The sequence below is a fragment of the Micromonospora sp. C31 genome (assembly GCF_018070575.1).
Taxonomy (GTDB): domain Bacteria; phylum Actinomycetota; class Actinomycetes; order Mycobacteriales; family Micromonosporaceae; genus Micromonospora.
In genome coordinates this window covers 248,873-274,667 of sequence record NZ_JAGPXN010000007.1, presented here as the reverse complement: position 1 = coordinate 274,667, position 25,795 = coordinate 248,873, and the positions used below count along the sequence as shown (strand labels likewise).

Below are 25,795 nucleotides of genomic sequence, written 5' to 3'. Positions count from 1 at the left end.
CTGACCAGTCCGGGGTATAAATCATAATTGGCACTGGCTTATCAAGCACCCTGTTGAGTTCTCAAAGAACAACCACACACCGCCCAGAAACCCCACACCGTGGAGCCCCCGACCCGGGGCATTTCGTCCGCGCCCCCGCCGCTCTCGCGCCGGGCACTTTTACTACGTTACCCAGTGATTTCCGCCGTGTCAAACCGCTTCGTAGCGATCCGCACCACTTCAATCCCATTTCCGGGCGCCACCCGACAACGGCTCGCGCCGTTCCCGAGAGTGGTTTCCGGCAGGCCGGCCGTCGCAGTCTCCCGCGAACTCGCCCGGTTCCCTACCGGCGGTGAACCATACCCGGTCGGCTCCGCCTCGCCAAATCCGCCTCGCGGCGAATCCGGGGCACCGCCCGGCCCGGGACCGACGAGTGCGACGCACCCGGCCCCGAAGTTCGTTCCCGCGCCCGGCCTACCGGAGCAATCGCCCCGTTCGTCCGTTCCGCGCTGGCAGAGAGAAAGTTACGCCTTCGGCGGATCGACCGTCAAATCCGCCGGGGGCGTCCCGCGTCACACAGGCCCGGCAGGCGCCGCCGTTCGCGGGGCACCACGCACCACCACCGCCACGCACCACCACCGCCACGCACCACCGCCGCCACCACGCACCGCGACCGCGACCACGCTCGTGCCCGCAGGAGGCCGCCAGGCCGATCGGCGCCGGGTCCACCGGCGTGCCGGCGGGCACGAGCGGACCGCAGCATCGGCGCGACCAACGGCGGCGCGGGGGCGGACGTACGGCTAGCCGCGCAGCTCGACCCCGGCGAACGACCGCTTGCCACGGCGCAGCACCAGGTACCGGCCGTGCAGCAGGTCGTCGGCGCCCACCGTGGCGTCGGTCTCGACAACCCGGGTGTTGTTCACGTAGGCGCCGCCCTCGGCGATCACCCGTCGCGCCTCCTTGAGGCTCGACACCAGCCCGGAGTCGCGCAGCAGGCCCGCGACGTCGGGCAGCTCGTCGACGTGGACCAGGCCGGCCTCGCTCAGCGCGGCCCGCAGCGTCGCCGGCGCGAGGTCGTCCAGCGAGCCGCGGCCGAACAGCGCCTGGCTCGCGGCGACCACCTGCGCCATCTCCCGCTCCCCGTGCACGAGAGTGGTCAACTCCTCCGCGAGCGCGCGCTGCGCCGCCCGGGCCGCCGGGCGTTCGGCGGTCTCCTTCTCCAACGCCTCCAGTTCCTCGCGGGACCGGAAGCTGAAGTACCGCAGGTAGCGGCCCACGTCCCGGTCGTCGACGTTGACCCAGAACTGGTAGAAGGCGTACGGGCTGGTCATCTCCGGGTCGAGCCAGATGGCGCCGCCCTCGGTCTTGCCGAACTTCGTCCCGTCGGACTTCGTCACCAGCGGCGTGGTGAACGCCTGCACCGGGCCGGCGCCACGCCGGCGGATGTAGTCGACGCCGGCGGTGATGTTGCCCCACTGGTCCGAGCCGCCGAACTGGAGCTGACAGCCGTGCCGCCGGTGCAGCTCGAAGAAGTCGTTGGCCTGGAGCAGTTGGTAGCTGAACTCGGTGAAGCTGATGCCGCTCTCCAGCCGCGCCCGGACCACCTCCCGGGCCAGCATCTTGTTGACCGGGAAGTGCTTGCCGACGTCGCGGAGGAACTCGACCACCGACATCTCGCCGGTCCAGTCCAGGTTGTTGACCAGCCGCGCCGCGTTCGCCCCCTCGTACGAGACGAAGGGGGCGAGCTGGTCGCGGATCCGCGCCACCCAGCCGGCGACCACCTCGGGCGGGTTGAGGGTCCGCTCGGCGCTCTCCTTCGGGTCGCCGATCTGGCCGGTGGCGCCGCCGACGAGCAGCAGCGGCCGGTGCCCGGCGAGCTGGAGCCGACGCGCCGTGGCGACCTGCATGAGGTGGCCGACGTGCAGGCTCGGCGCGGTCGGGTCGAAGCCCACGTAGTAGGCGGCGCCGCCGCCGTCGAGGAGCGCACGCAGCTCGTCGAGGCCGGTGGAGTCCTGGATCAGGCCCCGCCACCGCAGGTCATCGGTCAGGGAGTCCCGCCCGGACGGCGGGAGGCTGCTGCTGTCGGTCACGGTCACCGATTCTCCCCCATCACCGCGGACGGAACGTAGCGGGTTTGCCGGGCGGCCCACGGCGTAGGCTGGCGGCGCCGTGACCGAGGAGGGAGAGACCGTGGACATGCCGGATCTGACGGGCGGCTTCGTCGCCCTGCTCGGCCTCAAGCTCGACGAGGTCGGCGAAGACCGGGTGGTGATCCGTTGGCAGGTCCGCCCCGAGCTGCACCAGCCGGCCGGGATCCAGCACGGCGGTGTGTACTGCTCCGTGGTCGAGACGGCCGCCAGCATCGGCGGGTCGCTGTGGCTGCGCGAGCGGGGACGTGTGGTGGGCGTGTCGAACCAGACCGACTTCCTCCGCGCGGTGCACGACGGCGAGCTGACCGCGGTGGGCACCCCCGTGCACCGGGGGCGTAGCCAGCAGCTCTGGCAGGTGGAGATCACCGACGCCGACGCCCGGCTCGTGGCCCGCGGCCAGGTCCGGTTGCAGAACCTCTATCCGGCCTGACCGTTCAGCTGCGGGCCTCGTCCAGCACGGCCTCCGCGTCGCCGGGCACCGGCTCGGCCCGTCGGCGCAGGCGGACCCCGGCGATGGCCCGGTGGTCGATGCGGGTCACCTCCAGCTCCCAACCGTCGACGACGACGCTCTCCCCCGCAACGGTGGGGATGTGACCGAGACAGGCGAGCACGAGACCGGCGATGGTGGTGTAGTCGCCGCCGGGACGGCCGGGCAGCTCGACGCCGAGGTCGGCCAGGTCGTGCACGGGGAAGGTGCCGGGAAGCCACATCGCGCCGTCCGGCTCGGTGCGTACGGAGCGCACGTCCCGGTCGGTCTCGTCGTAGATCTCCCCGACGATCTCCTCGAGGATGTCCTCCAGGGTGACGATCCCGTCGACCGCGCCCCGCTCGTCCACCACCAGGGCGATGTGCTGGCGTTCGGCCTTGAACTGCCGCAGCGCGTCCACCACCGGCAGGGAGTCCGGCAGCAGCATCGGCGGGCGCACGCACTCGTCGACGGGCCGGTCCTCGGGGACGCCGACCAGGTCACGCAGGTGGATCACGCCGACCGCGTCGTCGAGGCCGCCGTGCCGGACCACCGGCGCCCGGGAGTGGCCGGTGGCCGCCAGCAGCAGCCGTGCGGCCTCCGCCGGGGTGCCGCTGTCGAGCGTGAAGACCTGCAACCGGGGTACGAGCACCGCCCGCAGCTGCCGGTCGGCGATCTCCACGGCGCCGGCGATGATCGTCCGCTGCTCCTTGGTGAAGCCGTGGTTGCCGGAGACGATGTCCCGCAGCTCGTCGGGGCCGATCTCCTCGGGCTCGTGCTTCGGGTTGAGCCCGACCAGGCGTACCACCAGGTCGCTGGTGGCGCCGAGGGCCCAGACGGCCGGCCGGGTCACGGAGGCCAGCAGGTCCAGCGGGCGGGCCACCAGCAGCGCCCACCGCTCGGCCGACTGCATGGCGATCCGCTTCGGGGCCAGCTCGCCGAAGACCAGGGTGACGAAGGTCAGCGCGAGGGTGACCACCACGATGGCGACGGTCTCGGCGGCGCCGCCGAACGCGCTGAGCAGCGGCACGAGGGGCTTGGCCAGCGACACCGCAGCCGCGGCCGACGCCAGGAAGCCGGCGAGGGTGATCCCGATCTGGATGGTGGCCAGGAAGCGGTTCGGGTCCTTGGCGAGGCGGGCCAGCACCCGGCCGGCCCGGCTGGTGCGCTCCAGCCGCTGGATCTGGCTGTCCCGCAGCGACACCAGCGCCATCTCGCTGCCGGCGAAGACCGCGTTGAGGACGACCAGGACACCGACCAGGGCCAGTTGGGTCCAGATGCTCTGCACGCCTGGCTCTCCTCACGCGGGACCGGTGACCGCCGGCACGGCGGGCACCGCCGGCCGAACGTCACGGCCGGCGTAGGCCAGTCTGTGCCCAGCGGGCCGGGCGGCGAATCCTCGACCGGCACACGACGTGGTCAGGCCCGCCCGGCGACCGGTGGGGCGGGCAGGTCGAGGACGTACGAGCGGCCCTCGGGGCGGAAGCCGAGCCGGTGGTAGTACGGGGCGACCATGCCGGGCGGGGTGACGACGCGGCGGAAGCCCCGGTCGGTGAAGAGGCTGCTGCGCCGGTAGACGAACTCGCCCGGGGTGAAGTCCCGGAACCGTCGGGTGACGTAGTCGAGGTCGACCTGCGCCACGCCGTCCGCCGCGGCGTGCGACAGCACCACGCCGACCACCTCGTCGGCGCGCACGACCAGGAACGCCGAGCGTTCGGCGGCGGTGCCGGGGGGCCAGCGGAAGCCGGGATTGAACCGGGCGATGTCGGCGGCGTGCACCTTCAGGGTGTGGGCCAGGAACTGGTCGTCGACCCCGACCTCGACCACCTGGTAGGTGTCCTCGTCGTGGCGGGTGGCGAGCATGCTCCGCAGGTACCAGACGTTGATCACGGCGAGCACGACGTTCAGCCCGACCATCGGCCAGACCTGCACGGCGGCGTTGTAACCGATCAGGATCAGGCAGCCGACCAGGTTCAGGGCACGCAGCCGGAGGATGCGCGTCTGCAGCAGCGACCAGACCAGCAGCGCGGAGCCGGTCCAGCCGATCAGTTCCAGCCAGTTCACGCCGCGAGAGTAGTGGTCGCCCGGTTGCGGCGGCCCGGCGGGCGGGCACGGGTCAGTCTCCGGCGAGCTCCAGCACCCACTCCTCCACCTCGGTGCCCCGGCCGTCGGCGTACCCCCGGTCCTCGCCGGTGACGACGAAGCCGCACTTGCGCAGCACCGCGAGCGAGGCCCGGTTGTCCTTGGCGGCGCGGGCGTGCACGGGCCGCTGCGGCAGCTCGCGCAGCAGCGCGGCGAGCGCCGCGGTGGCGTATCCCCGGCCCCAGCGTCGCGGGTCGATCCAGTAGCTGACCTCGGTCCGCTCGCCGACGGGGAAGGCTGCCACGCGGCCCACGACCTCGTCGTCGACGACCGCCGTGCGGGTGACGATCCGCTCGTCGGCGCGCACGCGACGCCAGTGCGCGTCGAACCGCTCCCGATCGGCCGGGTCCTTCGGCCCGAAGGCCGCCATCCAGTTGGCCTCGGCGTCCTGCTCGTGGCTGAAGAAGGCGGGCAGGTCGTCGTCGCGGACGGGACGCAGGCACAGGTCGGCGGTCACGACCCGAGGATAGGCCCGGGGGGTGACAGGTCCGGGACCTCCGGCCCGTCGCGGGGCGGCGGGTCGCTGCCGGCGAGGGGCGGCGGGCCCACCGGATCGTGACCGGACGCCGGGGGCACACGGGGACGTCCGCCGGGCGGCCCGCCGACAGGGGCCGGAGGTCCCGGGCCGGGACGGTCCTGAGCCTCTGCCCCGGCCCCGCCCCGGCCGGCACGCTGGTGGACGGAAGCGAGAAGCTAGTTGGGAGGCCCTCGATGCGAGCCACCGTCGTCACCGCGTTCGATCGTCCGCTGGAGATCTTCGACGTGCCGGTGCCGGAGCCCGGCCCCGGCCAGGTGCTGGTGCGCATCGAGGCCAGCGGGCTGTGCCACACCGACATCCACGCCGCCCGCGGCGACTGGCCGGTCAGGCCGAACCCGCCCTTCGTCCCGGGCCACGAGGGGGTCGGCATCGTCGAGCGGGTCGGCCCCGACGTCACCGAGCACGCCGTCGGCGACCGGGTCGCGCTGCCCTGGCTCGGCTGGGCCTGCGGCACCTGCGAGTACTGCGTCACCGGCTGGGAGACGCTGTGCGAGTCCCAGCGCAACACCGGCTACGCCATCGACGGCGCGCACGCCGAGTACGCCCTCGCGTCGGCCCGCTACGCGGTCCGGGTGCCGGCCGGCGTCGACCCGGCGGAGGCGGCCCCGCTGACCTGCGCGGGTGTCACCACGTACAAGGCGGTCAGGGTGGCCGGGGTGCGTCCGGGCGAGCGGGTCGCCGTCTTCGGCATCGGCGGCCTCGGGCACCTGGCGCAGCAGTACGCGCAGCTGCACGGTGCCGAGACCGTGGCCGTGGACGTCACCGAGGAGAAGCTGGCACTGGCCACCTCCCTCGGCGCGACCCACACGGTCGACGCGTCCCGGGTCGACCCGGTCGAGGCGATCACCGCCCTCGGCGGCGTCGACGTGGCGGTCGTGCTGGCCGCCAGCCCGGCCGTGATCGCGCAGGCGCACGCCTGCCTGCGTCGTGGCGGCCGGCTGGTGCTGGTCTCGCTGCCGAAGGACAACACGATGAGCCTGCCGGTCTTCGAGACCGTCCTCAAGGGGATCACCGTGATCGGCTCGATCGTCGGCACCCGCGCCGACCTGGCGGAGGTGTTCCGCCTGCACTCGGCCGGCCGCACCCGGGTCGTCCACCAGGTGCGCAAGCTCGACGAGATCAACGAGGCGATCGAGGACGTGCTGGCCGGGCGGGTCGCCGCCCGCCTGGTGCTCCAGCCCTGACCCGGCTGCCCGGCCGCCGTCACCGCGGCGGCCGGGCGGCACCCACCGGCGCTCGGAAGGAACCGAAGATGGCCGCGAACCAGCACCTGGACCCGTGGCGGGGCTTCGCCGCCGGCGACTGGCGGGAGTCCGTCGACGTGGCGGACTTCATCCGGCGCCACCACGAGCCGTACACCGGGGACGGGTCGTTCCTCGCCGGACCGACCGACCGGACCCTGGCGGTCTGGGGGGCGTTGCAGGAACTCTTCGTCGCCGAGCGCCGCCGGGGCGTGCTCGACGTGGACGCCGCCACCCCGTCGACGATCACGTCGCACGGCCCCGGATACATCGACCGGGAGAAGGAGCTGATCGTCGGCCTGCAGACCGACGCGCCGCTGCGTCGGGCGATCATGCCCGCCGGCGGGCTCCGGATGGTCGAGGCCGCCCTCGAGGCGTACGGCTTCGCGCCGGACCCCGTCGTGCACCGGATCTTCACCACCTACCGCAAGACCCACAACGACGCGGTCTTCGACGCCTACCCGGCCGACGTGCTGGCGGCCCGCCGCTCGCACGTCATCACGGGGCTGCCGGACGCGTACGGCAGGGGTCGGATCATCGGCGACTACCGGCGGGTGGCGCTGTACGGGGTGGACCGGCTCGTCGCCGAACGCCGGGCGCTGAGGGCGGCGCTGGATGCGCGGCCGTCGACCGACGAGGTGATCCGGGACCGTGAGGAGCTGGCCGAGCAGGCCCGCGCCCTCGGCGAGCTGAAGGAGATGGCCGCCGGCTACGGCCTCGACGTCTCCGCGCCCGCCGCCACCGCCCGGCAGGCCGTCCAGTGGTTGTACCTCGCGTACCTCGCCGCCACGAAGGAGCAGAACGGGGCCGCGATGTCGCTGGGGCGCACCGCGAGCTTCCTCGACGTCTACCTGCGGCGGGACCTGGCCGAGGGTCGGCTGACGGAGACGACCGCCCAGGAGTTGATCGACGACTTCGTGATCAAGCTACGGATCGTCCGGTTCCTGCGTACCCCCGAATACGACCAGCTCTTCTCCGGGGACCCGACGTGGGTGACCGAGTCGCTGGGCGGGATGGGCGCCGACGGCCGGCCGCTGGTGACCCGGACCAGCTTCCGCTACCTGCAGACCCTGTACAACCTGGGCCCGGCGCCGGAGCCGAACCTGACCGTGCTCTGGTCGCCGCGGCTGCCGGAGGGGTTCAAGCGGTTCTGCGCGCAGGTGTCGCTGGACACCAGCGCCATCCAGTACGAGAACGACGACCTGATCCGCCCGGCGTACGACGACGACACCGCGATCGCCTGCTGCGTGTCCGCGCTGCGGGTGGGTCGGGACATGCAGTTCTTCGGCGCCCGGGCCAACCTCGCCAAGGCGCTGCTCTACGCGGTCAACGGCGGGCGCGACGAGCTGACCGGCGAGCAGGTGGCGCCGGCCGCGCCGCCGGTCGGCGGGGAGGTCCTCGACCACGCCGAGGTGCTGGCCGCGTACGACCGGACGCTGGACTGGCTGGCCGAGACGTACGTGGACGCGCTCAACGTCATCCACCACATGCACGACCGGTACGCGTACGAGCGGCTGGAGATGGCCCTGCACGACCACCCGGTGCGCCGGTTCATGGCCACCGGCATCGCCGGCCTGTCGGTCGCGGTGGACAGCCTCGCGGCGATCCGGTACGGCCGGGTGAAGGTGCTGCGCGACGCCACCGGTCTGGCCGTCGACTACGTCGTCGAGGGCGAGCCTCCCGCCTTCGGCAACAACGACGACCGGGCCGACGAGATCGCCGTGTGGCTGGTGGAGACGTTCGCGGAGAAGCTGCGCCGGCAGCGCACCTACCGCGACGCCGAGCTGACGCTGTCGGTGCTGACCATCACCTCCAACGTGGTGTACGGCAGGCACACCGGCAACACCCCCGACGGGCGGCGTGCCGGCGAGCCGTTCGCGCCGGGCGCGAACCCGATGAACGGGCGGGACACGCACGGCCTCGTCGCGGCCGCGCTGTCGGTGGCGAAGCTGCCGTACGCCGCCGCCCGCGACGGCATCTCGCTGACCGGCACGGTCACCCCGGACGGCCTGGGCCACACCCGGCAGGAGCGGATCACGAACCTGGCCGGGGTGCTCGACGGGTACGCCGATGCGGGTGGGTTCCACCTCAACGTCAACGTGCTCGACCGGGCGACGCTGCTCGACGCGATGGCTCACCCGGAGCGGTACCCGCAGCTCACCGTCCGGGTGTCCGGGTACGCGGTCAACTTCGTCCGGCTCACCGCCGAGCAGCAGCGGGACGTGGTGTCCCGCACGTTCCACGGCGCGCTGTGAACACCGTCGAGCGGGAGCTGACCGGGGCCGTGCACTCCTTCGACCTGTCGATCGGGGTGGACGGTCCCGGCACCCGGTTCGTGGCCTTCCTCGCCGGGTGTCCCCTGCGCTGCCGCTACTGCCACAGCCCGGACACCTGGTACCGGCGCAGCGGCCAGCACCGGAGCGTGACCGAACTCGTCGCCGAGATCGAGCGGTACCGGCGGTTCATCACGGTGGCCGGCGGCGGGGTGACGATCAGCGGCGGGGAGCCGTTGCAGCAGGCCCGGTTCACCGGGGAGGTGCTGCGCCGCTGCCACGAGCTGGGCCTGCACACCGCGCTGGACACGTCCGGCTTCCTGGGCGACCGCGCCGACGACGCCCTGCTCGACGCCACCGACCTGGTGCTGCTGGACGTGAAGTCGTGGGACCCGGCGACGTACCGGACCGTGACCGGGACGGGCGAGGTCGCGCCCACCCTGCGGTTCGGCCGCCGCCTGGCGGCCAGGGGCACCCCGATCTGGATCCGGTTCGTCCTGGTGCCGGGGCTCACCGACGCCGTGTCCAACGTCGCCGGGGTGGCGGACTTCGCCGCCTCGCTCGCCACGGTCGAGCGGGTGGAGGTGCTGCCGTTCCACCGGCTCGGCGCACACAAGTACACGGAGTTGGGGCTGCGGTTCCCCCTCGTCGACACCGAGCCGCCCACGCCGGAGCTGCTGGAGCGGGTCCGTGGGCAGTTCGCGGCGCGCGGCCTGACGGTCTGCTGAGCCGGGGCCGTCCGCAGGGTGAGGCGGGCCGCTCGCCGGGCGCGGCGCGACGGTCCGCTGAGGCGGGGCGTGCGGGTGGAGCCGACGGGCGGGGGCGGACGGGTCAGCCCGCGGGCGGGGCGCCCACCGGGTAGCCGTACAGGTCGAGCAGCCGGCCCCGGGCCGCGTGCAGCCGGTCGACCACCACGCTCATGAAGCGGGTGGTGAGCTGCCGGCCGAGCGCGTCGTCGGACTCCATCAACCGGCGCACCCCCTCGGCGGTGAACTCCACCGCCGTGCTGCGCTGCGCGGCCACCGCCCCGAACTGCCAGCGGTACGGCGGGAACAGCCACGACCAGCCCAGCACTCCGCCCGGGCCGATCGTCTCGATCTCCACGTCGCCCCGGCCGGGCACCGCGAAGTCGAGCGCCACCCGACCGCTGCGGACCAGCCAGAAGCGCTCGGCCGGCCGGCCGGCCCGGAACAGCCGGTGCCCGGGGTGCCAGACCACCGGCCGGGCGTGACCGGCGAGCCGGGGCAGCCAGGGCTCGGGCAGCCCGGCGAGGAACGGATGCGCGTGCAGCACGTCCAGAGTGGTCATGCGGTGCCCCTTTCGTCGGGCGGGGCCGGCGGTGGCCGGGTGCCTGCGACGGGTCGTCCCAACGCCCATTGCACCGCGCGGCGTGGCCTGCCCGGCAGGGCCGTTGGTCCCGGCTCTGACGGGCGCAACTTCCCTGGCGGGCACGGCGCGACCGGACGAGAGTGGAATCGGGACGGTGCGCCGCGACGGCGCCACGGCAGGGTGGAGGACGATGTGGAACAGTCCGGACGGCGGCGACCTCGGGGGCGTACCGGTGCCCGCTGACACCTCGACCAGGCCGGCGGCCGGGCTCAGTACGGCGGAGGCCGCCGCGCGGCTGCGCGCGGACGGGCCGAACGCGGCGGTCGCGCCGGCCCGCCGCCACCTCGGTGGCCGCGTCCTGCACCAGCTCACCGATCCGCTGGTGGCGTTGCTGCTGGCTGCCGCCGTGGTCACCGCCGTGCTGCGCGACTACCCCGACACCGCGGTGATCGTGCTGGTGGTGCTGGTGAACACCGCCATCGGGGTGGTGCAGGAGATCCGCGCCGACCGGGCGATCGCCGCCTTGGACCAGCTCGCCGCGCCCACGGCCCGCGTGGTGCGCGACGGGCGGGACGTCGTCCTGCCCGCCGCCGACCTGGTCCGCGGTGACCTGGTGCGGGTCGAGGCCGGCGACGTGGTCCCCGCCGACCTGCTGCTCGCCGAGGCGGCGCGGCTGAGCGTCGACGAGTCGGCGCTGACCGGCGAGTCGGTGCCGGTGCTCCGGGCCGCGGGCGAGGAGGCCAGTGCGGGAACGGTGGTCACCACCGGGCGGGCCACCGGCACGGTGGTACGCACGGGCGCCGCCAGCGCGCTCGGCCGGATCACCGCCCTGGTGGCGTCCACCCGGCCCGCCGCCACCCCGCTGCAGCGCCGCCTCGCAGGGCTGGGCCGGATGCTCGGTTTCGCCGCGGTGGTGCTCTCGGGGCTGGTCTTCGTCATCGGCGTCGTCGGCGGACGGCCGGTGGTCGACATGGCGGTCACCGCGGTGAGCCTGGTGGTGGCGGTCGTGCCGGAGTCGCTGCCGGCGGTCGTCACCCTCGCCCTCGCCCTCGGCGCCCGCCGGATGGCCGGGGCGCGGGCCATCCCGCGCCGCCTGCACGCGGTCGAGACGCTCGGCTCCGTCACCGTCATCGCCTCGGACAAGACCGGCACGCTCACCGAGGGCCGGATGGCGGTGCAGCACGCCGTGACCGGCGACGGGTCCCGCTACGGGGTCACCGGCAGTGGCTACGCGCCGCGCGGCGCGGTGCACCAGCGGGGTGCGCAAGTGGCCGTACCGGACGAGCTGCGTCGCTTGGCGCGGGCCGGGCTGCTCTGCAACGACGCGACCCTGGCGCCGCCCACCGACGAACGGCCGGAGTGGACGGCCGTCGGCGACCCGCTGGAGGCGGCGCTGGTCGCCTTCGCCGCCCGGTGCGGGCTCGACCCGGAGCGCACCCGGTCGGCGTGGCCGCGGGTCGCGGAGCACCCCTTCGACCAGGATCTGCGCCGGATGACCACCGTGCACCGCTCCTGCGACCGGCGCTACCTGGTGGTGTGCAAGGGCGCCCCGGAGAACGTGCTGGCCGCGCCGCTGGTCGACGCCTCCGCCGAGGAGCTCGCCGAGCTGACCGCCGCCGCGCACCGGCTGGCCGCCGAGGGGCTGCGGGTGCTGGCGGTCGCGTCCGCCGTGGTGGACGCCCCGCCGGCCGACCCCGCCCGGCCGGTCGGGCTGCGCCCGGCGGGCCTGGTCGCCGTCGGTGACCCGCTGCGCGCGGGCGCGGCCGACATCGCGGGCAGTTTCGAGGAAGCGGGGGTCCGGCTGGTGCTGATCACCGGCGACCACCCCGCGACCGCCGCGGCGATCGGCGGCCAGCTCGGGCTCTGGCGCGAGGGCGACCCGGTGGTACGCGGCGACGACGGCGACCCGGCGCGGGCGCACCCGCAGGCGCGGGTGTTCGCGCGGACCCAGCCGGAGCAGAAGCTCGACATCATCGCCGGTCTCCAGTCGCGGGGGCACGTGGTGGCGATGACCGGCGACGGGGTCAACGACGCTCCGGCGCTGCGCCGGGCCGACATCGGGGTGGCGATGGGCGGCGGCACGGAGGTCGCCCGGCAGGCCGCCGACCTGGTGCTCGTCGACGACGACCTGTCCACCGTCGCCGCGGCGATCGGCGAGGGCCGCCGCATCTACGACAACATCCGCCGGTTCCTGCGCTACGCGCTCTCCGGCGGGGTGGCCGAGATCGCGGTGATGCTGCTCGGTCCGTTGTTCGGGCTGGCCGTGCCGCTGCTGCCGGCGCAGATCCTCTGGGTGAACCTGCTCACCCACGGCGTGCCGGGGGTGGCGCTGGGCGCGGAGCCGGCGGAGCCGGGCACGCTGCGTCGGGCGCCCCGATCCCCGTCCGAGTCGGTGCTCGGGGCCGGCCTGGGCCGTGACGTGCTGGTCACCGGCGCGCTGATCGCCGCCGTGGTGCTCGGCGCCGGCGTGCTGGCCGCGCACTGGGACCGGCCCTGGCAGTCGGTGGTCTTCGTGGTGCTCGGCCTGGCCCAGCTCGGGGTGGCGCTCGCGGTCCGCGCGCCGCGACCGCGCGGTGCCCGGCACGGCAACCGGGCGCTGCCGCTCGCGGTGGCGGTCTCCGCGCTGCTCCAGGTCGCCGGGGTGCTGCTGTCCCCGCTGCGGGACCTGCTCGGCACGCAGCCGCTCGGCGCGGCGGAGCTGCTGGCCTGCGCCGCCGTCAGCGTGCTGCCCGGGTTGATCCTGCGGCTGGCCCGCCGGCCGGCCGGCACCACACCGGCGGACGCCGCGCCCCAGGACCCGGCCGGGCAGGAAGCCGCCGCGGCGGACGCCGCCGCGTGGGGCCGGGCCGCTGCGGCCGGGGCCGGCCGGGGCGGGCGGCGCGCGCCGGGGGCGGACGGCCCGGCCGGCGGCGCGCAGGCCACGGTCCGGGACCAAGGTCCCACCCGTCGGGACGACCGCCCCTGACCGGTAGCGTCCGGATGCAGCAGGCTGGAGACGGACAGAAGGAGGAGTCGATGACCATCAAGACCGGTGCCCCCGTCGTGGTGGGTGTGGACGGTTCGGCCGCCGCACTGGACGCGGTCCGGGTGGCGGCGCGGGAGGCGGCCGACCGGCAGCGTCCGCTGCGGGTCGTGCACGCCTTCGTCTGGCCCCTGACGCGCGCCCCGCTCGGTGCCGCGGAGGGCGCGCCGGCCGGCGCCGGCCTGCGCAACCAGGCCGAGCGGTTCGTCTCCGAGGCGATCGCCGCGGCCACCAGGACCGCCCCGGACGTGCCGGTGACCGGCGTGGTGGTCGACGGCGCGGCGACCCCCGTCCTGCTCGAGGAGTCGCGGGACGCCGCCCTGCTGGTGCTGGGCCACCGGGGCCTGGGCGGCTTCGCCGGGCTGCTGCTCGGCTCCGTCACCGTGCAGGTCGCCGCCCACGCGCGGGTCCCCGTCCTGGTGGTGCGCGGCGAGGAGCGCGCCGACGGCCCGGTCGTGGTGGGCGTCGACGGCTCCGAGTGTTCCCTCGAGGCCGTCGCGTTCGCCTTCGAGGAGGCCAGTCGCCGGGGCGCCCCGCTGGTCGCGGTGCAGGCCTGGCTCTACCCCACGCCGGTCGGCCCGGGCGACATCCTGCCCCTGGTGTACGACCTGGACGCCCTCGCCGCCGACGAGGAACGCGCCCTCGCGGAGTCCCTCGCCGGCTTCGCCGAGCGCTACCCCGACGTGCCGGCGCAGCACCGACTGGTCCGGGGCTCCCCCGGCGGCGTGCTGGTCGAGGAGTCGAAGAAGGCCCAGCTGGTCGTCGTGGGGGCGCGCGGGCGGGGCGCGCTGGGCGGGCTGCTGCTCGGCTCGGTCAGCCACGCGGCGCTGCACCACGCGCACTGCCCGCTGGTGATCGTGCGGCACCCGAAGCAGGCCGACGCGTCCTGATCCGTCACCGCACCGCGACGCCGTCGCGTCGGCCGCTCCCCCGGCTGACGCGACGGCGTCGGCGCAAATGCCGGCGGGTCGGCGGTGCCCCGTCCACAATGACGTGATCGACCTTTGGGAGGGCTCATGAACCGACCCGTCGTGGTGGGTGTGGACGGATCGCCGCCGAGCCTGCTGGCGGCGGAGCACGCCGCGCGGGCCGCCGTGCTGCGGTCCCGCCCCCTGCACCTGGTGCACGGCTACCTGCATCCGCTCGGTTACGGCGTGCCGGTCAACCCGTACGACGTGGGGTTGCCGGCGCCGACCGAGGAGGCGCAGAAGATGTTGGAGACGACAGCGGCGGACCTCGCCGAGCGCTGTCCCGGGCTGGTCGTCGAGGTGCGTCAGGTGGCGGGCGGGCCGGGGGCCACGCTGGTCGAGGAGTCCCGGCGGGCCGAGCTGGTGGTGGTGGGCAGCCGGGGGCTGGGCGGTTTCGCCGGGCTGCTGCTCGGCTCGGTCGGCACGCAGGTGGCCGCCCACGCGCACTGTCCGGTGCTGGTGGTGCGCCCCGCCGAGGAGCCGATCCCGGTCGCCGGGCCGGTACTGGTCGGGGTGGACGGGTCCGAGCCCGCCGAGCTGGCGGTCGGGTACGCGGCCGACGAGGCGGCCCGCCGCGGCGACGGGCTGGTGCTGGTGCACGTCCAGCCGCCGGACGGGGCCGGCCCGGTGGCGGACGGGACGACCGGGGCGCACGCCGCCACGGGCGCGGAGTCCGCCGAGCTGCTGGCGACGGCCGCGGCGGCCGTACGGGGCAGCCACCCGGGGCTGGCCGTCGAGGAACGGATGCTGCGGGCGCCGGAGGCCGAGCAGGCGCTCGTCGAGGCCAGCGGGGACGCGGCGCTGGTGGTGGTCGGTTCCCGGGGCCGGGGTGGGTTCGCCGGGCTGCTGCTCGGCTCGGTCAGCCAGTCCCTCGTGCAGCACGCGCGCTGCCCGGTGCTGGTGGCCCGCCCGTACGGTCACGCCCGCTGACGTGCCCCGACCCGCCGGCGCCGGATCGGGTCGGCGGGTCGGCGGCCGTCAGCGGTCCCGGCGAGGGTGCGGCGGGTCATCGGCCCGCCTCCGCCCCGGCACGGTCGGCGGCGCCGCCCTCGGCGGCGGCCTCCCGGTCCGCGCTGGCGGCGGCGCGCAGCGACGCGTGGGTGGGCGCGGCGGGCACGTGCGCGGGACGCAGCGACTCGAACTCCTTGCGCAGCACGGGGACGACCTCCTCGCCGAGCAGGTCGAGCTGCTCCAGCACGGTCTTCAGCGGCAGGCCGGCGTGGTCCATGAGGAACAGCTGCCGCTGGTAGTCGCCGACGTAGTCGCGGAAGCCCAGGGTGCGGTCGATGACCTGCTGCGGGCTGCCCACGGTCAGCGGGGTCTGGGCGGTGAACTCCTCCAGCGACGGGCCGTGCCCGTAGACGGGCGCGTTGTCGAAGTAGGGGCGGAACTCCCGCACCGCGTCCTGCGAGTTGCGCCGCATGAACACCTGCCCGCCGAGGCCCACGATGGCCTGGTCGGCGGAGCCGTGGCCGTGGTGGGCGTAGCGCTGCCGGTAGAGCCCGACCATCCGCTGGGTGTGCTCCGGGGGCCAGAAGATGTGGTTGGCGAAGAAGCCGTCGCCGTAGTAGGCGGCCTGCTCGGCGATCTCGGGGCTGCGGATCGAGCCGTGCCAGACGAACGGCGGCACGCCGTCGAGCGGACGCGGCGTCGACGTGAACGACTGCAGCGGCGCGCGGAAGCGGCCCTTCCAGTCGACGACGTCCTCGCGCCAGAGCCGGTGCAGCAGGTCGTAGTTCTCGATGGCCAGGGGGATGCCGTTGCGGATGTCCTGGCCGAACCACGGGTAGACCGGGCCGGTGTTGCCGCGCCCCATCATCAGGTCCACCCGGCCGTCCGCGAGGTGCTGGAGCATCGCGTAGTCCTCGGCGATCTTCACCGGGTCGTTGGTGGTGATCAGCGTGGTGGCGGTGGAGAGCAGCAGGCGCTCGGTGCGGGCGGCGACGAAGCCCAGCATGGTGGTCGGCGACGACGGCACGAACGGCGGGTTGTGGTGCTCGCCGGTGGCGAAGACGTCCAGGCCGACCTCCTCGGCCTTGAGCGCGATGGCGACCATCGCCTTGATCCGCTCATGCTCGGTCGGCTCGCGACCGGTGGTCGGGTCGACCGTGACGTCGCCGACGGTGAAGACTCCGAACTGCATGACCAGCTCCTCGCGTCGTCCCTGGCCGGGGCCGCTGCGGCACCCGGACGCCCGACACAACATATTTGACGAGTCAACTATTCCACGGCCGGCGGTGCCGCCGGTGGCCGCCGTCACGCCACCCACGCTGATCGTGCGGCGGTCGCCGTCGGGCAGCCCAGGGGCCGCCACCCGGGCAGCCCCGCCGGATGCGACCACGGAGTCAGCGGCTGCGGGGCACGTGCCGGCGGTAGGCGCTCACGGTCGGGTCGCCGGCGATCCAGAACCGCCACGGCACGTCGTGCGCGCCGGTGACGCCGACCCGGGGCCCGGCGGCGACCGCGTCCGCGGGCACCGGCAGGTCGGCCGGGCGCAGCCGGAGCGGGCCGTCGCCGAGCAGCCAGCGGCCGTAGGCGCTCCGGTCGACGCCCAGCGCCGCGCAGAGCCGGGCGGGCCCGCGCGCGAGGTCGACGTCCCGGCGTACGGCGGGGCGCCGGGCGTGGGCCGTCTCGACGCCGTCGACCACCTCACCGGCGCGCAGCAGCACCGCCGAGGCCTCCCCGTCGGGGCCGGTGACCACGTTCATGCACCAGTGCATGCCGTAGGTGAAGTAGACGTAGGCGTGCCCCGCCGGCCCGAACATGACGGCGTTGCGCGGGGTGCGGCCCCGGTGCGCGTGCGACGCCGGGTCGCCGGCCGTCCCGGCGTACGCCTCGACCTCGGTGATCCGGACGGTGACGTCGCCGGCGGTGAGCCGACAGCCGAGCAGGCCCCGGGCGGCCGGCACCACCGCACCGGCGAGCAGGTCGGCCAGCCCCGCGAGGTCGGCGGGGCGGCGGTCGGAGTACGCCACCACGGCAACGACCCTATCCGCCGCAGCGACCGGCCGCCGCTCGGCGATCCAGTCTCTCAATACTGCCTTGACGACATCTTGTTGACGTGGTACCGCCCTGGCCGCCGGTGGGGCCGAGACCGAGCCCGGCGAGGAACCGGTCGACGACGCCGACCTCGTCGCGGCACTCACCCTCGCCCCGCACCTGCGCGCCGAGGTCGACGCGATGGAGGCGGGGCTGCTGACGCTGGCCCGCGGCCGCGGGCTGACCTGGCAGCAGATCGCGTTCGGGCTCGGCCTCGGCAGCGCGCAGGCCGCCAAACAGCGCCACGAACGGCTCTGCGCCCGCACCGCCGCCACCGGGTGACGCCCCCGATGGGCGAGACTGGGCCCGTGACCGGTGTCGAGGAGGACGCGATGACGCGCGAGGAGATGCTGGCGTACTGCCTGGAAAAGCCGGGGGCCTGGCTGGACCAGCCGTGGCAGGACGACGAGGTGGTCAAGGTCGGCAGCCGGATCTTCGCCTTCCTCGGCTCCGCCGGAGGCGACCCGACCGTCGGGGTGAAGTGCGGCCCGAGCCGGGAGGTGGCCGACGAGTGGCTGCACCGGCACCCGGGCGACGCGCGACCGTCGCCGTACATCGGGCGCTCCGGCTGGAACACGCTGCGCCTGGCCGGCGGAATCGGCGAAGAGGAGCTGACCGAGGCGGTCGACGACTCGTACGACGCGGTGGTGGCGAAGCTGCCGAAGCGGGAGCGCCCGGCGGGCTGAACCCCGCGCGGCACCGTCGGCGCCGCGCGGGGTCGGCGACCTCAGCGGGGCACGACCCGCTCGGCGGCCCACTCCCGCCAGCCGGCGAGCTGGTCGGCGGCGGTGGCGAGCTGGTCGGCGACCGGCCCCGGGCCGGTCGAGCCCGGCGTGATCCGGGCGGCGAGCGCCGAGCGGACCGAGAGCACGTCGCGCACCGACGGGTCGAGGTGCTCGCTGACCGCCGCGAGGTCGTCGTCGGAGACCTCGTCGAGGGCGCAGTCGCGGGCCGCGCAGAGCGCCACCAGCCTCCCGGTGATCTCGTGCGCGTCGCGGAACGGCACGTTGCGGCGGACCAGCCAGTCCGCGACCTCGGTGGCGAGCGAGAAGCCGACCGGCGCGGCGGCGACCAGGCGGTCGGCGCGTACGGTCATCGTGGAGATCATCCCGGCGAGGGCCGGCAGCAGCAGCTCCAGGGTGTCGACCGCGTCGAACGCCGGCTCCTTGTCCTCCTGCATGTCCCGGTCGTAGGCCATCGGCAGGCCCTTGAGCATCGTCAGCACGCTCATCAGCCCGCCGACGAGCCGGCCGGACTTGCCCCGGGCCAGCTCGGCGATGTCCGCGTTCTTCTTCTGCGGCATGATCGACGAGCCGGTGGCGAACGCGTCGTCCAGCTCCACCCAGCCGAACTCCTGCGACGTCCAGAGCACCACCTCCTCGCCGAGGCGGGACAGGTGCACCCCGGTCATCGCCGTGACGAAGAGGAACTCGGCGACGAAGTCCCGGTCCGCCACGGCGTCCATCGAGTTGGCAAAGGACGTGCGGAAGCCCAGCTCCTTGGAGACGGCCACCGGGTCCAGCGGCAGGCCGGAGCCGGCGAGCGCGCCCGCGCCGAGCGGGCTGACCGCAGTACGGTGGTCCCAGTCGCGCAGCCGCTCCAGGTCGCGCAGCAGCGGCTGCACGTGCGCCAGCAGCCAGTGTCCGAAGGTGACCGGCTGGGCGTGCTGCAGGTGCGTCATGCCCGGCGCGGCGGTCTCCACGTGCCGTTCGGCCTGCTCGACCAGTGCCTCGGCCAGCTCGACCAGCCGACCCGCCACGCCCCGGGCGTGGTCGCGCAGGTAGAGCCGCAGGTCGGTGGCGACCTGGTCGTTACGGGACCGGCCGGCGCGCAGCTTGCCGCCGAGGCTGCCGAGCCGCTCCAGCAGCCCCCGCTCCAGGGCGGTGTGCACGTCCTCGTCGTCGACCGTGGGGCGGAACTGCCCGGAGGCGCAGGCCGCCTCCAGGTCGTCCAGGGCGGCGAGGATCCGGCCCAGTTCCTCCGGATCGAGCAGGCCGGCCCCGGCGAGCACCCGGGCGTGCGCCCGGGACGCCGCGATGTCGTACGGGGCCAGCCGCCAGTCGAACTGCACGCTCACCGACAGTCGGGCCAGGGCCTCGGCGGGGCCGCCGGCGAACCGGCCGCCCCACAGGCTCGTGCGGTTGGTGGCGGCGCTGTTCTCGGTCAGGCTCTTGTCGTCCACGCCGCCTATTGTGGTGGCCACGGTCAGCAGCCGCCCAACCGGGCGTCCCGCGCGGCGGCCATCTTGCTGGGCAGACCCCAGAGTTGCACGAAGCCCTTGGCCAGTGACTGGTCGAAGGTGTCCCCGGTGTCGTAGGTGGCCATGCCGAAGTCGTAGAGGCTGGCCTCGGAGCGGCGCCCGGTGACGGTGGCCCGGCCGCCGTGCAGGGTCAGCCGCACCTCGCCGGTGACGTGCCGCTGCGCGTCTTCGATGAACGCGTCGAGCGAGCGCTTCAGCGGGGAGAACCAGAGGCCGTCGTAGACCAGCTCGCCCCAGCGCTGGTCGACGCCGCGCTTGAACCGGGCCAGGTCCCGCTCCACCGTCACCGCCTCCAACTCCTGGTGGGCGGTGATGAGCGCGATGGCGGCGGGCGCCTCGTACACCTCACGGCTCTTGATGCCGACGAGGCGGTCCTCGACCATGTCGAGCCGGCCCACGCCCTGGGCGCCCGCGCGCCGGTTGAGCTCCAGGATCGCCTGGTACGGGGTGACGGTCTCGCCGTCGATCGCCACCGGGACGCCGGCGTCGAAGGTGATCACGACGTCGTCGGCGTCGCGTTCCTGCGCCGGGTCGCAGGTGTACGAGTACAGGTCCTCGACCGGGGGATTCCAGATGTCCTCCAGGAAGCCGGTCTCGACGGCGCGGCCCCACAGGTTCTGGTCGACGGAGTACGGCGACTTCGCCGACACGTCGATCGGCAGCCCCTTCTCCTCGGCGAAGGCGATCGCCTTGTCCCGGGTCCAGGCGAAGTCCCGGGCCGGCGCGACGATCCTCAGGTCGGGCGCGAGCGCGCCGAGGCCGACCTCGAAGCGGACCTGGTCGTTGCCCTTGCCGGTGCAGCCGTGCGACACGATGGTCCCGCCGTGCTTGCGGGCCGCGGCCACCAGGTGCTTGGCGATCAGCGGCCGGGACAGCGCGGAGACCAGCGGATAGCGGCCCATGTAGAGCGCGTTCGCGCGGATGGCCGGCAGGCAGTACCCGGCGGCGAACTCGTCACGGGCGTCGATGACCTCCGACTCCACGGCGCCGCAGTCCAGGGCGCGCTGCCGGATGGCGTCGAGGTCCTCGCCGCCCTGCCCGACGTCGACCGCCACCGCGATCACCTCGGCGCCGGTCTGGTCGGCCAGGTACGGAATGGCGACGGAGGTGTCGAGGCCCCCGGAGTAGGCGAGGACGACCCGCTCGGTCATGGTGTGGTGTTCCCTTCGACGTTCTCTTCGCGGCGGGCCCAGCCGGCGAGCTTGTCGCCGAGCGCGGCCCCGCCGACGGCCTCGCGGGCTACGACGAGGATGGTGTCGTCGCCGGCGATGGTGCCGACGACCTCGGGCAGGCCCGCCCGGTCCAACGCGCTGGCCAGGTAGTGGGCTGCGCCCGGCGGGGTGCGCAGTACGGCGATGTTGCCGCTGGCGTCGACCCCGTTGAGCAGCTCCCGCAGCAGCCGGACCAGCCGGGCCGGTGCCGCCTCGGCATCGCGCAGCGGCCGGTGGCCGTCCTCGGGGATCAGGTAGACGGCCCGCCCGTCCCCACCGCGCGCGGTGACCGCGCCCAGCTCCTTGAGGTCCCGGGAGAGGGTGGCCTGGGTGACCTGGATGCCGTCGCCGGAGAGCAGGTCGGCCAGCTCGGTCTGCGAGTGGATCGCCTGGTCCCGGATCAGCTCGACGATGCGGGCGTGCCGGGCGGCGCGGGTCAACGGGGCGGTCATGGTGTCTCCCTGGTCACGACGACGCCCGGCGCCGTCGCGTCCGGGGCGGCGGGCGCGGCCCCGAGGAGGAACGTCAGCAGCGCCTTCTGGGCGTGCAGCCGATTCTCCGCCTGGTCGAACACCACGCTGCGCGGGCCGTCGAGCACCTCGTCGGTGATCTCCTCGCCCCGGTGCGCGGGCAGGCAGTGCAGCACGACGGCGTCGGGCGCGGCGTGCCCGAGCAGCGCGGCGTTGACCTGGTACGGCAGGAACGGGGTGATCCGGTCCAGCCCGTCGTCCTCCTGGCCCATCGAGGTCCAGGTGTCCGTGGCGACCACGTCGGCGCCGGCCACCGCCGCCACCGGATCGGTCGACGCCCGCACCGAACCCCCGGTGTCGGCGGCGATCTTCGCGGCCCGGGTGAGCACCTGCGGGTCGGGGCCGAAGCCGGCCGGCCCGGCGACCCGTACGTGCATGCCGGCGGTCGCCCCGGCGAGCAGGTACGAGTGGGCCAGGTTGTTCCCCGCGTCGCCGATGTACGCCAGGGTCCGCCCGGCGGTGCCGCCGCAGTGCTCGCGGACGGTGAGCAGGTCGGCCAGGAGCTGGCAGGGGTGGAAGCCGTCGGTCAGCGCGTTGACCACCGGCACGGAGGCGCCGTCGGCGACCTCGGCGATCCGGTCGTCGCCGTGGGTACGCAGCACGATCGCCGCGACGTAGCGGGACAGCACCCGGCCCGCGTCGGCGAGGGTCTCGCCCCGCCCGAAGTGGGTGACCTGGGTGTCCACCACGAGCGGGTGCCCACCCAACTCGGCGATGCCGACGTCGAACGAGAAGCGGGTACGCAGGCTCTGCTTGTCGAACAGCACCGCCACCGACCGGGGCCCGGCCAGCGGCCGGTGGCCGAACCGGTCGGCCTTCATCCGGGTCGCGAGGTCGAGCACGGCCGACTGCTCGGCGGGGGTCAGGTCGTCGTCGCGCAGGAAGTGCCGGATCACGCGCCCGCCTCCGTCGTGTTCGGCATCGCCACGGTGGGTGCGGCGGGCGTGGGCACGGCGGCCGGCGTAGGCGCGGTAGGCGGCGTGGACGCGGTAGGCGGCGTGGACGCGGTAGGCGGCGTGGACGCGGTAGGCGGCGTGGACGCGGTAGGCGGCGTGGACGCGGTAGGCGGCGTGGGCACGGCGGGCGGCGTCGAGATCTTGGTAGGTTCCGGCCCCTGGAGGGGCCGTTCCTCACCAAGATCCAATGCGGAGCCGGCGGCAGCCGGGGACGCGCCGGCAGCAGCCGGGACGGAGGCGGCAGCGGCGGCCGGGGACGCCGCGTCGAGAGCGGCCGGGAGGGCGGCCAGGAAGGCGTCGGCCTGGGCGACGGTGAGGATCAGCGGCGGAGCGAGCCGTACGACGCCGGGCTGCACCGGGTTGACCAGGAAGCCGGCCTCGCGCAGCGCCTCGGCGAGCACCTTCGCGACGGGCGCGGCGAGCACCACACCGAGCAGCAGGCCCGCGCCGCGTACGCCGTCGACCAGCGGGTGGCCCAGCGCCTCGATCCCCCGACGCAGCCGCTCGCCGACCCGTTTGACGTGATCGAGCAGCCCCTCGCTGGCGATGGTCGACACCACGGCGAGGGCGGCTGCGCAGCTCACCGGGTTGCCGCCGAAGGTGGTGCCGTGCGAACCGGGGGCGAGCAGCTCGGCGGCGCGGCCGAAGGCCAGGCAGGCGCCGATCGGCAGCCCGCCGCCGAGCCCCTTGGCCAGGGTCACCACGTCGGGCTCGACACCCTCGGCCTGGTACGCGAACCAGTGCCCGGTGCGCCCGACGCCGGTCTGCACCTCGTCGAGCACCAGCAGCGTGCCGTGCCGGGCGGTGATCCGGCGCGCGGCGGCCAGGTAGCCGGCCGGCGGGACCACCACGCCGCCCTCCCCCTGCACCGGCTCCAGGATCACCATGGCGGTGGCGTCGGTGACCGCCGCCTCCAGGGCCGCCACGTCGCCGTAGTCGACGTGGGTCACCTCGCCGGGCAACGGGCGGAACGGGTCGGCCTTGGCCGGCTGGCCGGTGAGGGCGAGCGCGCCCATGGTCCGCCCGTGGAAACCGCCCCGGGTGGCGACCACGTGCGAACGGCCGGTGAGCCGGGAGAGCTTGAACGCCGCCTCGTTGGCCTCCGCACCCGAGTTGCCGAAGAAGACCCGCCCGGGTCGCCCGGCCAGGGCCAGCAGCAGCTCGGCGAGGGCCACCGGCGGTTCGGCGACGTAGAGGTTGGAGACGTGCCCGAGGGTGGCGACCTGCTTCGACACGGCCGCCACCACGGCCGGGTGGGCATGCCCGAGGGCGTTGACCGCGATGCCGCCGACGAGGTCGACGTACCTCCGGCCGGCGTCGTCGACCACGACGGCGCCGCAGCCGCTGACGAGGGCGAGCGGCGGCGTGCCGTAATTGTCCATCATGGACTGCGCCCAGCGCTCGACGAGCGTGCTCATCCGGCGACCCTGCCTTCCTGGTTGGCGTCCACGGGGCTCGCGGATGCACTCCTCGCGCTCACCGCGCCGTCCTGGTTCACGACTGCGGGGCTCGCAAGCTCACTCCTCGCGCTCACCGCGCCGTCCTGGTTCACGACTGCGGGGCTCGCAAGCTCACTCCTCGCGCTCACCGCGCCGTCCTGGTTCACGACTGCGGGGCTCGCAAGCTCACTCCTCGCGCTCACGACCATGGTGCCGAATCCTTCGGAGGTGAAGACCTCCAGCAGCGTGGAGTGGGCCACCCGGCCGTCGACGACGTGCGCGGCCGGTACCCCCTGCCGCACCGCTCGCAGGCACGCCTCCATCTTCGGCACCATGCCACTGGACAGCGACGGCAGCAGCGCCGCCAACTCGTCCACAGTGATCTCGCTGACCAGGCTGTCGGTGTCGGGCCAGTCGGCGTAGAGGCCGGGCACGTCGGTGAGGACGACCAGCTTGCGGGCGTCGAGGGCGACGGCGAGCGCGGCGGCGGCGGTGTCGGCGTTCAGGTTGTGCAGCACCCCGTCGGCGTCGGGCGCCACGGTGGAGATCACCGGGATGCGGCCGGCCGCGATCAGGTCGGTGACCGCCGAGGCGTCGACCGACTCGACGTCGCCGACCTGCCCGACGTCGACCGCCTCCCCGTCGACGTACGCGGGCCGCCGCACGGCGGTGAACAGCCCGGCGTCCTCGCCGGAGAGGCCCACCGCGAACGGCCCGTGGGCGTTGATCAGGCCGACGAGTTCCCGGCCGACCTGGCCGACCAGCACCATCCGGACCACGTCCATCGCCTCCGGGGTGGTGACCCGCAGGCCGCCCCGGAACTCGCTGGCGATGCCCAGCCGGCCGAGCATGGCGGAGATCTGCGGACCGCCCCCGTGCACCACGACCGGCCGGAGGCCGGCGTAGCGCAGGAAGACCATGTCGGCGGCGAAGGCCCGTTGCAGCTCGGGGTCGACCATCGCGTTGCCGCCGTACTTGACCACGAGGGTCGAGCCGGAGAAACGGGCCAGCCAGGGCAGCGCCTCGATCAGCGTGGCCGCCTTCGCCTGGGCGCGGGCGAGATCGGTGGAGAGGCTCATGTCGAGTAGGCCGAGTTCTCGTGCACGTACGCGTGGGACAGGTCGTTGGTCCAGATCGTGGCCTCGGCGGCGCCGGCGTGCAGGTCGATCCGGATGGTGACGTCCCGCCCGGCCAGGTCGACCTTCGACCGGTCCTCGGCGGCGGCGCCGGAACGGCACACCCAGACGCCGTTGACGGCGACGTCGACCCCGTCGGGCTCGAACGCGGCGGCGGTGGTACCGACGGCGGCGAGGATCCGGCCCCAGTTCGGGTCGTTGCCGAACAGCGCGGTCTTGACCAGGTTGTTGCGGGCCACCGACCGCCCCACCTCGACGGCGTCGTCCTCGCTGGCCGCGCCGACCACGTCGACGGCGATCTGCTTGGTGGCGCCCTCGGCGTCGGCGACGAGCTGCTGGGCCAGGTCGTGGGCGGCGGCGGTGACCGCGGCCGCCAGCTCGGCCGGAGTCGGTGCGATGCCACTCGCGCCGCTGGCCAGCAGCAGCACCGTGTCGTTGGTCGACATGCAGCCGTCGGAGTCGATCCGGTCGAACGTGACCCGGCACGCCTGGCGCAGGGCGGTGTCGAGGTCCTCGGGTCCGGCCACCGCGTCGGTGGTCAACACGCAGAGCATGGTGGCCATCGCCGGCGCGAGCATGCCGGCGCCCTTGGCCATGCCGCCGACCGTCCAGCCGCTGCCCCGGGCCACCGCGGTCTTGGGGCGGGTGTCCGTTGTCATGATCGCTTCGGCGGCGGCCGGGCCGCCGTCGCGCGAAAGCCGACGGATCGCCGAGCGTACGCCGGGGAGCAGCTTCTGCATGGGCAGCCGCTCGCCGATCAGGCCGGTCGAACAGACCGCCACGTCGGCGGCGCCGAGCATCAGCCGGGCGCTGGCCGAGGTGAGCGCGGCGGCGGTGTGCTCGGCGGTGGCGTGGGTGTCCTGGAAGCCGGCCGGGCCCGTGCAGGCGTTGGCGCCGCCGGAGTTGAGCACCACGGCGCGCGCCACCCCGCCGCGCACCACCTGCTGGGTCCAGAGCACCGGCGCGGCCTTCACCCGGTTGGCGGTGAAGACGCCGGCGACACCGGCGTCCGGGCCGTCGTTGACGACCAGCGCGACGTCGCTCGCGCCGCTGGCCTTGAGCCCGGCGGCCACCCCGGCCGCCCGGAACCCCCGCGGAGTCGTGACACTCACCGTG

Annotated in this window: 21 protein-coding genes and 2 pseudogenes; 9 read left to right on the top strand and 14 right to left on the bottom strand. The window is 74.6% G+C overall.

Translation table 11 applies throughout. The features are described 5' to 3' along the window. Nucleotides 1-779: 779 nt before the first annotated feature. Nucleotides 780-2,069, bottom strand: coding sequence for a tyrosine--tRNA ligase (tyrS, locus tag KBX06_RS12615; protein ID WP_210834689.1), 1,290 nt, complete (start codon nt 2,067-2,069; stop codon nt 780-782). A gap of 106 nt (nt 2,070-2,175) precedes the next feature. Between tyrS and KBX06_RS12610 the strand changes: the two genes are divergently transcribed. Next, a complete protein-coding gene (locus KBX06_RS12610) occupies nt 2,176-2,559 on the top strand; it encodes a PaaI family thioesterase (RefSeq protein WP_210834687.1) in 384 nt (127 codons plus the stop codon). Between the two features lie 4 nt (nt 2,560-2,563). Here KBX06_RS12610 and KBX06_RS12605 read toward each other — a convergent pair whose 3' ends face one another. From KBX06_RS12605 to KBX06_RS12595, 3 genes are all read right to left on the bottom strand, one after another. Next, nucleotides 2,564-3,883 carry a hemolysin family protein gene (locus tag KBX06_RS12605; RefSeq protein WP_210834657.1) on the bottom strand — a complete coding sequence of 440 codons (1,320 nt, stop codon included), beginning with the start codon at nt 3,881-3,883 and terminating at the stop codon, nt 2,564-2,566. A 131-nt stretch (nt 3,884-4,014) separates the two neighbouring features. Beyond that, nucleotides 4,015-4,659, bottom strand: a complete 645-nt coding sequence (locus KBX06_RS12600) for a hypothetical protein (protein WP_210834656.1) — start codon at nt 4,657-4,659, stop codon at nt 4,015-4,017. A gap of 52 nt (nt 4,660-4,711) precedes the next feature. Continuing rightward, nucleotides 4,712-5,194 (bottom strand): GNAT family N-acetyltransferase, encoded by a 483-nt coding sequence (locus KBX06_RS12595; protein ID WP_210834655.1) that lies wholly within the window; start codon nt 5,192-5,194, stop codon nt 4,712-4,714. A gap of 254 nt (nt 5,195-5,448) precedes the next feature. On the opposite strand from KBX06_RS12595, the gene KBX06_RS12590 reads away from it, so the two are divergent. The 3 genes from KBX06_RS12590 to pflA all read left to right on the top strand — a co-directional run bounded on the left by KBX06_RS12590 (nt 5,449) and on the right by pflA (nt 9,517). Further along, nucleotides 5,449-6,459, top strand: a complete 1,011-nt coding sequence (locus KBX06_RS12590) for an alcohol dehydrogenase catalytic domain-containing protein (RefSeq protein WP_210834653.1) — start codon at nt 5,449-5,451, stop codon at nt 6,457-6,459. 68 nt (nt 6,460-6,527) lie between these two features. Next, on the top strand, nt 6,528-8,771 hold the full coding sequence (pflB, locus tag KBX06_RS12585) for a formate C-acetyltransferase (protein WP_210834651.1): 2,244 nt from the start codon (nt 6,528-6,530) through the stop codon (nt 8,769-8,771). Continuing rightward, nucleotides 8,768-9,517 (top strand): pyruvate formate-lyase-activating protein, encoded by a 750-nt coding sequence (gene pflA / locus KBX06_RS12580; RefSeq protein WP_210834650.1) that lies wholly within the window; start codon nt 8,768-8,770, stop codon nt 9,515-9,517. Before pflB ends, pflA begins: the two co-directional genes overlap by 4 nt. 103 nt (nt 9,518-9,620) lie before the next feature. On the opposite strand, the gene KBX06_RS12575 is transcribed toward pflA, so the two are convergent. Further along, on the bottom strand, nt 9,621-10,097 hold the full coding sequence (locus KBX06_RS12575) for a cyclic nucleotide-binding domain-containing protein (RefSeq protein ID WP_210834648.1): 477 nt from the start codon (nt 10,095-10,097) through the stop codon (nt 9,621-9,623). A 211-nt stretch (nt 10,098-10,308) separates the two neighbouring features. Here KBX06_RS12575 and KBX06_RS12570 point away from each other — a divergent pair, with 211 nt between their 5' ends. The 3 genes from KBX06_RS12570 to KBX06_RS12560 all read left to right on the top strand — a co-directional run bounded on the left by KBX06_RS12570 (nt 10,309) and on the right by KBX06_RS12560 (nt 15,038). After that, on the top strand, nt 10,309-13,083 hold the full coding sequence (locus KBX06_RS12570; protein WP_247685719.1) for a cation-transporting P-type ATPase: 2,775 nt from the start codon (nt 10,309-10,311) through the stop codon (nt 13,081-13,083). A 50-nt stretch (nt 13,084-13,133) separates the two neighbouring features. Further along, nucleotides 13,134-14,030 (top strand): universal stress protein, encoded by an 897-nt coding sequence (locus KBX06_RS12565; RefSeq protein WP_210834647.1) that lies wholly within the window; start codon nt 13,134-13,136, stop codon nt 14,028-14,030. Between the two features lie 126 nt (nt 14,031-14,156). After that, the gene (locus tag KBX06_RS12560; protein WP_210834645.1) at nt 14,157-15,038 is read left to right on the top strand and encodes a universal stress protein; all 882 of its coding nucleotides are present in this window, start codon (nt 14,157-14,159) and stop codon (nt 15,036-15,038) included. Between the two features lie 76 nt (nt 15,039-15,114). Here the strand turns inward: KBX06_RS12560 and KBX06_RS12555 are convergent, their stop codons facing one another. Both KBX06_RS12555 and KBX06_RS12550 read right to left on the bottom strand, forming a co-directional pair. Beyond that, nucleotides 15,115-16,251, bottom strand: a complete 1,137-nt coding sequence (locus tag KBX06_RS12555; RefSeq protein WP_210834644.1) for an LLM class flavin-dependent oxidoreductase — start codon at nt 16,249-16,251, stop codon at nt 15,115-15,117. 202 nt (nt 16,252-16,453) lie between these two features. Next, a complete protein-coding gene (locus tag KBX06_RS12550; protein ID WP_374225623.1) occupies nt 16,454-17,083 on the bottom strand; it encodes a DNA-3-methyladenine glycosylase in 630 nt (209 codons plus the stop codon). A 205-nt stretch (nt 17,084-17,288) separates the two neighbouring features. Between KBX06_RS12550 and KBX06_RS27770 the strand changes: the two genes are divergently transcribed. Both KBX06_RS27770 and KBX06_RS12540 read left to right on the top strand, forming a co-directional pair. After that, on the top strand, nt 17,289-17,429 hold the full coding sequence (locus KBX06_RS27770) for a hypothetical protein (protein ID WP_247685718.1): 141 nt from the start codon (nt 17,289-17,291) through the stop codon (nt 17,427-17,429). A gap of 50 nt (nt 17,430-17,479) precedes the next feature. Continuing rightward, entirely contained in the window at nt 17,480-17,833 is a 354-nt protein-coding gene (locus tag KBX06_RS12540) for an MmcQ/YjbR family DNA-binding protein (RefSeq protein WP_210834685.1), read from the top strand. Between the two features lie 41 nt (nt 17,834-17,874). Here the strand turns inward: KBX06_RS12540 and argH are convergent, their stop codons facing one another. From argH to argJ, 7 genes and pseudogenes are all read right to left on the bottom strand, one after another. Then, nucleotides 17,875-19,338 carry an argininosuccinate lyase gene (argH, locus tag KBX06_RS12535; protein ID WP_210834683.1) on the bottom strand — a complete coding sequence of 488 codons (1,464 nt, stop codon included), beginning with the start codon at nt 19,336-19,338 and terminating at the stop codon, nt 17,875-17,877. Nucleotides 19,339-19,352: 14 nt separating this feature from the next. After that, complete coding sequence (locus KBX06_RS12530) at nt 19,353-20,558, bottom strand: argininosuccinate synthase (protein WP_210834642.1); 1,206 nt, start codon at nt 20,556-20,558, stop codon at nt 19,353-19,355. Further along, nucleotides 20,555-21,070, bottom strand: coding sequence for an arginine repressor (locus tag KBX06_RS12525; protein ID WP_210834641.1), 516 nt, complete (start codon nt 21,068-21,070; stop codon nt 20,555-20,557). The genes KBX06_RS12530 and KBX06_RS12525 overlap by 4 nt, the downstream gene beginning before the upstream one ends. After that, complete coding sequence (argF, locus tag KBX06_RS12520; RefSeq protein ID WP_210834640.1) at nt 21,067-22,044, bottom strand: ornithine carbamoyltransferase; 978 nt, start codon at nt 22,042-22,044, stop codon at nt 21,067-21,069. The genes KBX06_RS12525 and argF overlap by 4 nt, the downstream gene beginning before the upstream one ends. A gap of 191 nt (nt 22,045-22,235) precedes the next feature. Beyond that, nucleotides 22,236-23,522 (bottom strand): annotated as a pseudogene (locus KBX06_RS12515) (acetylornithine transaminase); the annotation flags it as partial. A gap of 215 nt (nt 23,523-23,737) precedes the next feature. Further along, nucleotides 23,738-24,622 (bottom strand): annotated as a pseudogene (gene argB, locus KBX06_RS12505) (acetylglutamate kinase); the annotation flags it as partial. Beyond that, nucleotides 24,619-25,791: a bifunctional glutamate N-acetyltransferase/amino-acid acetyltransferase ArgJ gene (gene argJ / locus KBX06_RS12500; protein ID WP_210834639.1), complete on the bottom strand. Its 1,173-nt coding sequence runs from the start codon at nt 25,789-25,791 to the stop codon at nt 24,619-24,621. The pseudogene argB and the gene argJ, both read right to left, overlap by 4 nt. Between the last annotated feature and the right edge of the window lie 4 nt (nt 25,792-25,795).

What these genes read in the sequence shown, in the direction of transcription:
- KBX06_RS12540 (WP_210834685.1), top strand. Translation starts at nt 17,480, where the DNA reads ATGACGCGCGAGGAGATGCTGGCGTACTGCCTGGAAAAGCCGGGGGCC.
- KBX06_RS12555 (WP_210834644.1), bottom strand. Translation starts at nt 16,251, where the DNA reads ATGCAGTTCGGAGTCTTCACCGTCGGCGACGTCACGGTCGACCCGACC.
- KBX06_RS12565 (WP_210834647.1), top strand. Translation starts at nt 13,134, where the DNA reads ATGACCATCAAGACCGGTGCCCCCGTCGTGGTGGGTGTGGACGGTTCG.
- pflB (WP_210834651.1), top strand. Translation starts at nt 6,528, where the DNA reads ATGGCCGCGAACCAGCACCTGGACCCGTGGCGGGGCTTCGCCGCCGGC.
- KBX06_RS12590 (WP_210834653.1), top strand. Translation starts at nt 5,449, where the DNA reads ATGCGAGCCACCGTCGTCACCGCGTTCGATCGTCCGCTGGAGATCTTC.
- KBX06_RS12575 (WP_210834648.1), bottom strand. Translation starts at nt 10,097, where the DNA reads ATGACCACTCTGGACGTGCTGCACGCGCATCCGTTCCTCGCCGGGCTG.
- KBX06_RS12560 (WP_210834645.1), top strand. Translation starts at nt 14,157, where the DNA reads ATGAACCGACCCGTCGTGGTGGGTGTGGACGGATCGCCGCCGAGCCTG.
- KBX06_RS12530 (WP_210834642.1), bottom strand. Translation starts at nt 20,558, where the DNA reads ATGACCGAGCGGGTCGTCCTCGCCTACTCCGGGGGCCTCGACACCTCC.
- KBX06_RS12525 (WP_210834641.1), bottom strand. Translation starts at nt 21,070, where the DNA reads ATGACCGCCCCGTTGACCCGCGCCGCCCGGCACGCCCGCATCGTCGAG.
- KBX06_RS12570 (WP_247685719.1), top strand. Translation starts at nt 10,309, where the DNA reads ATGTGGAACAGTCCGGACGGCGGCGACCTCGGGGGCGTACCGGTGCCC.
- KBX06_RS27770 (WP_247685718.1), top strand. Translation starts at nt 17,289, where the DNA reads ATGGAGGCGGGGCTGCTGACGCTGGCCCGCGGCCGCGGGCTGACCTGG.
- KBX06_RS12610 (WP_210834687.1), top strand. Translation starts at nt 2,176, where the DNA reads ATGCCGGATCTGACGGGCGGCTTCGTCGCCCTGCTCGGCCTCAAGCTC.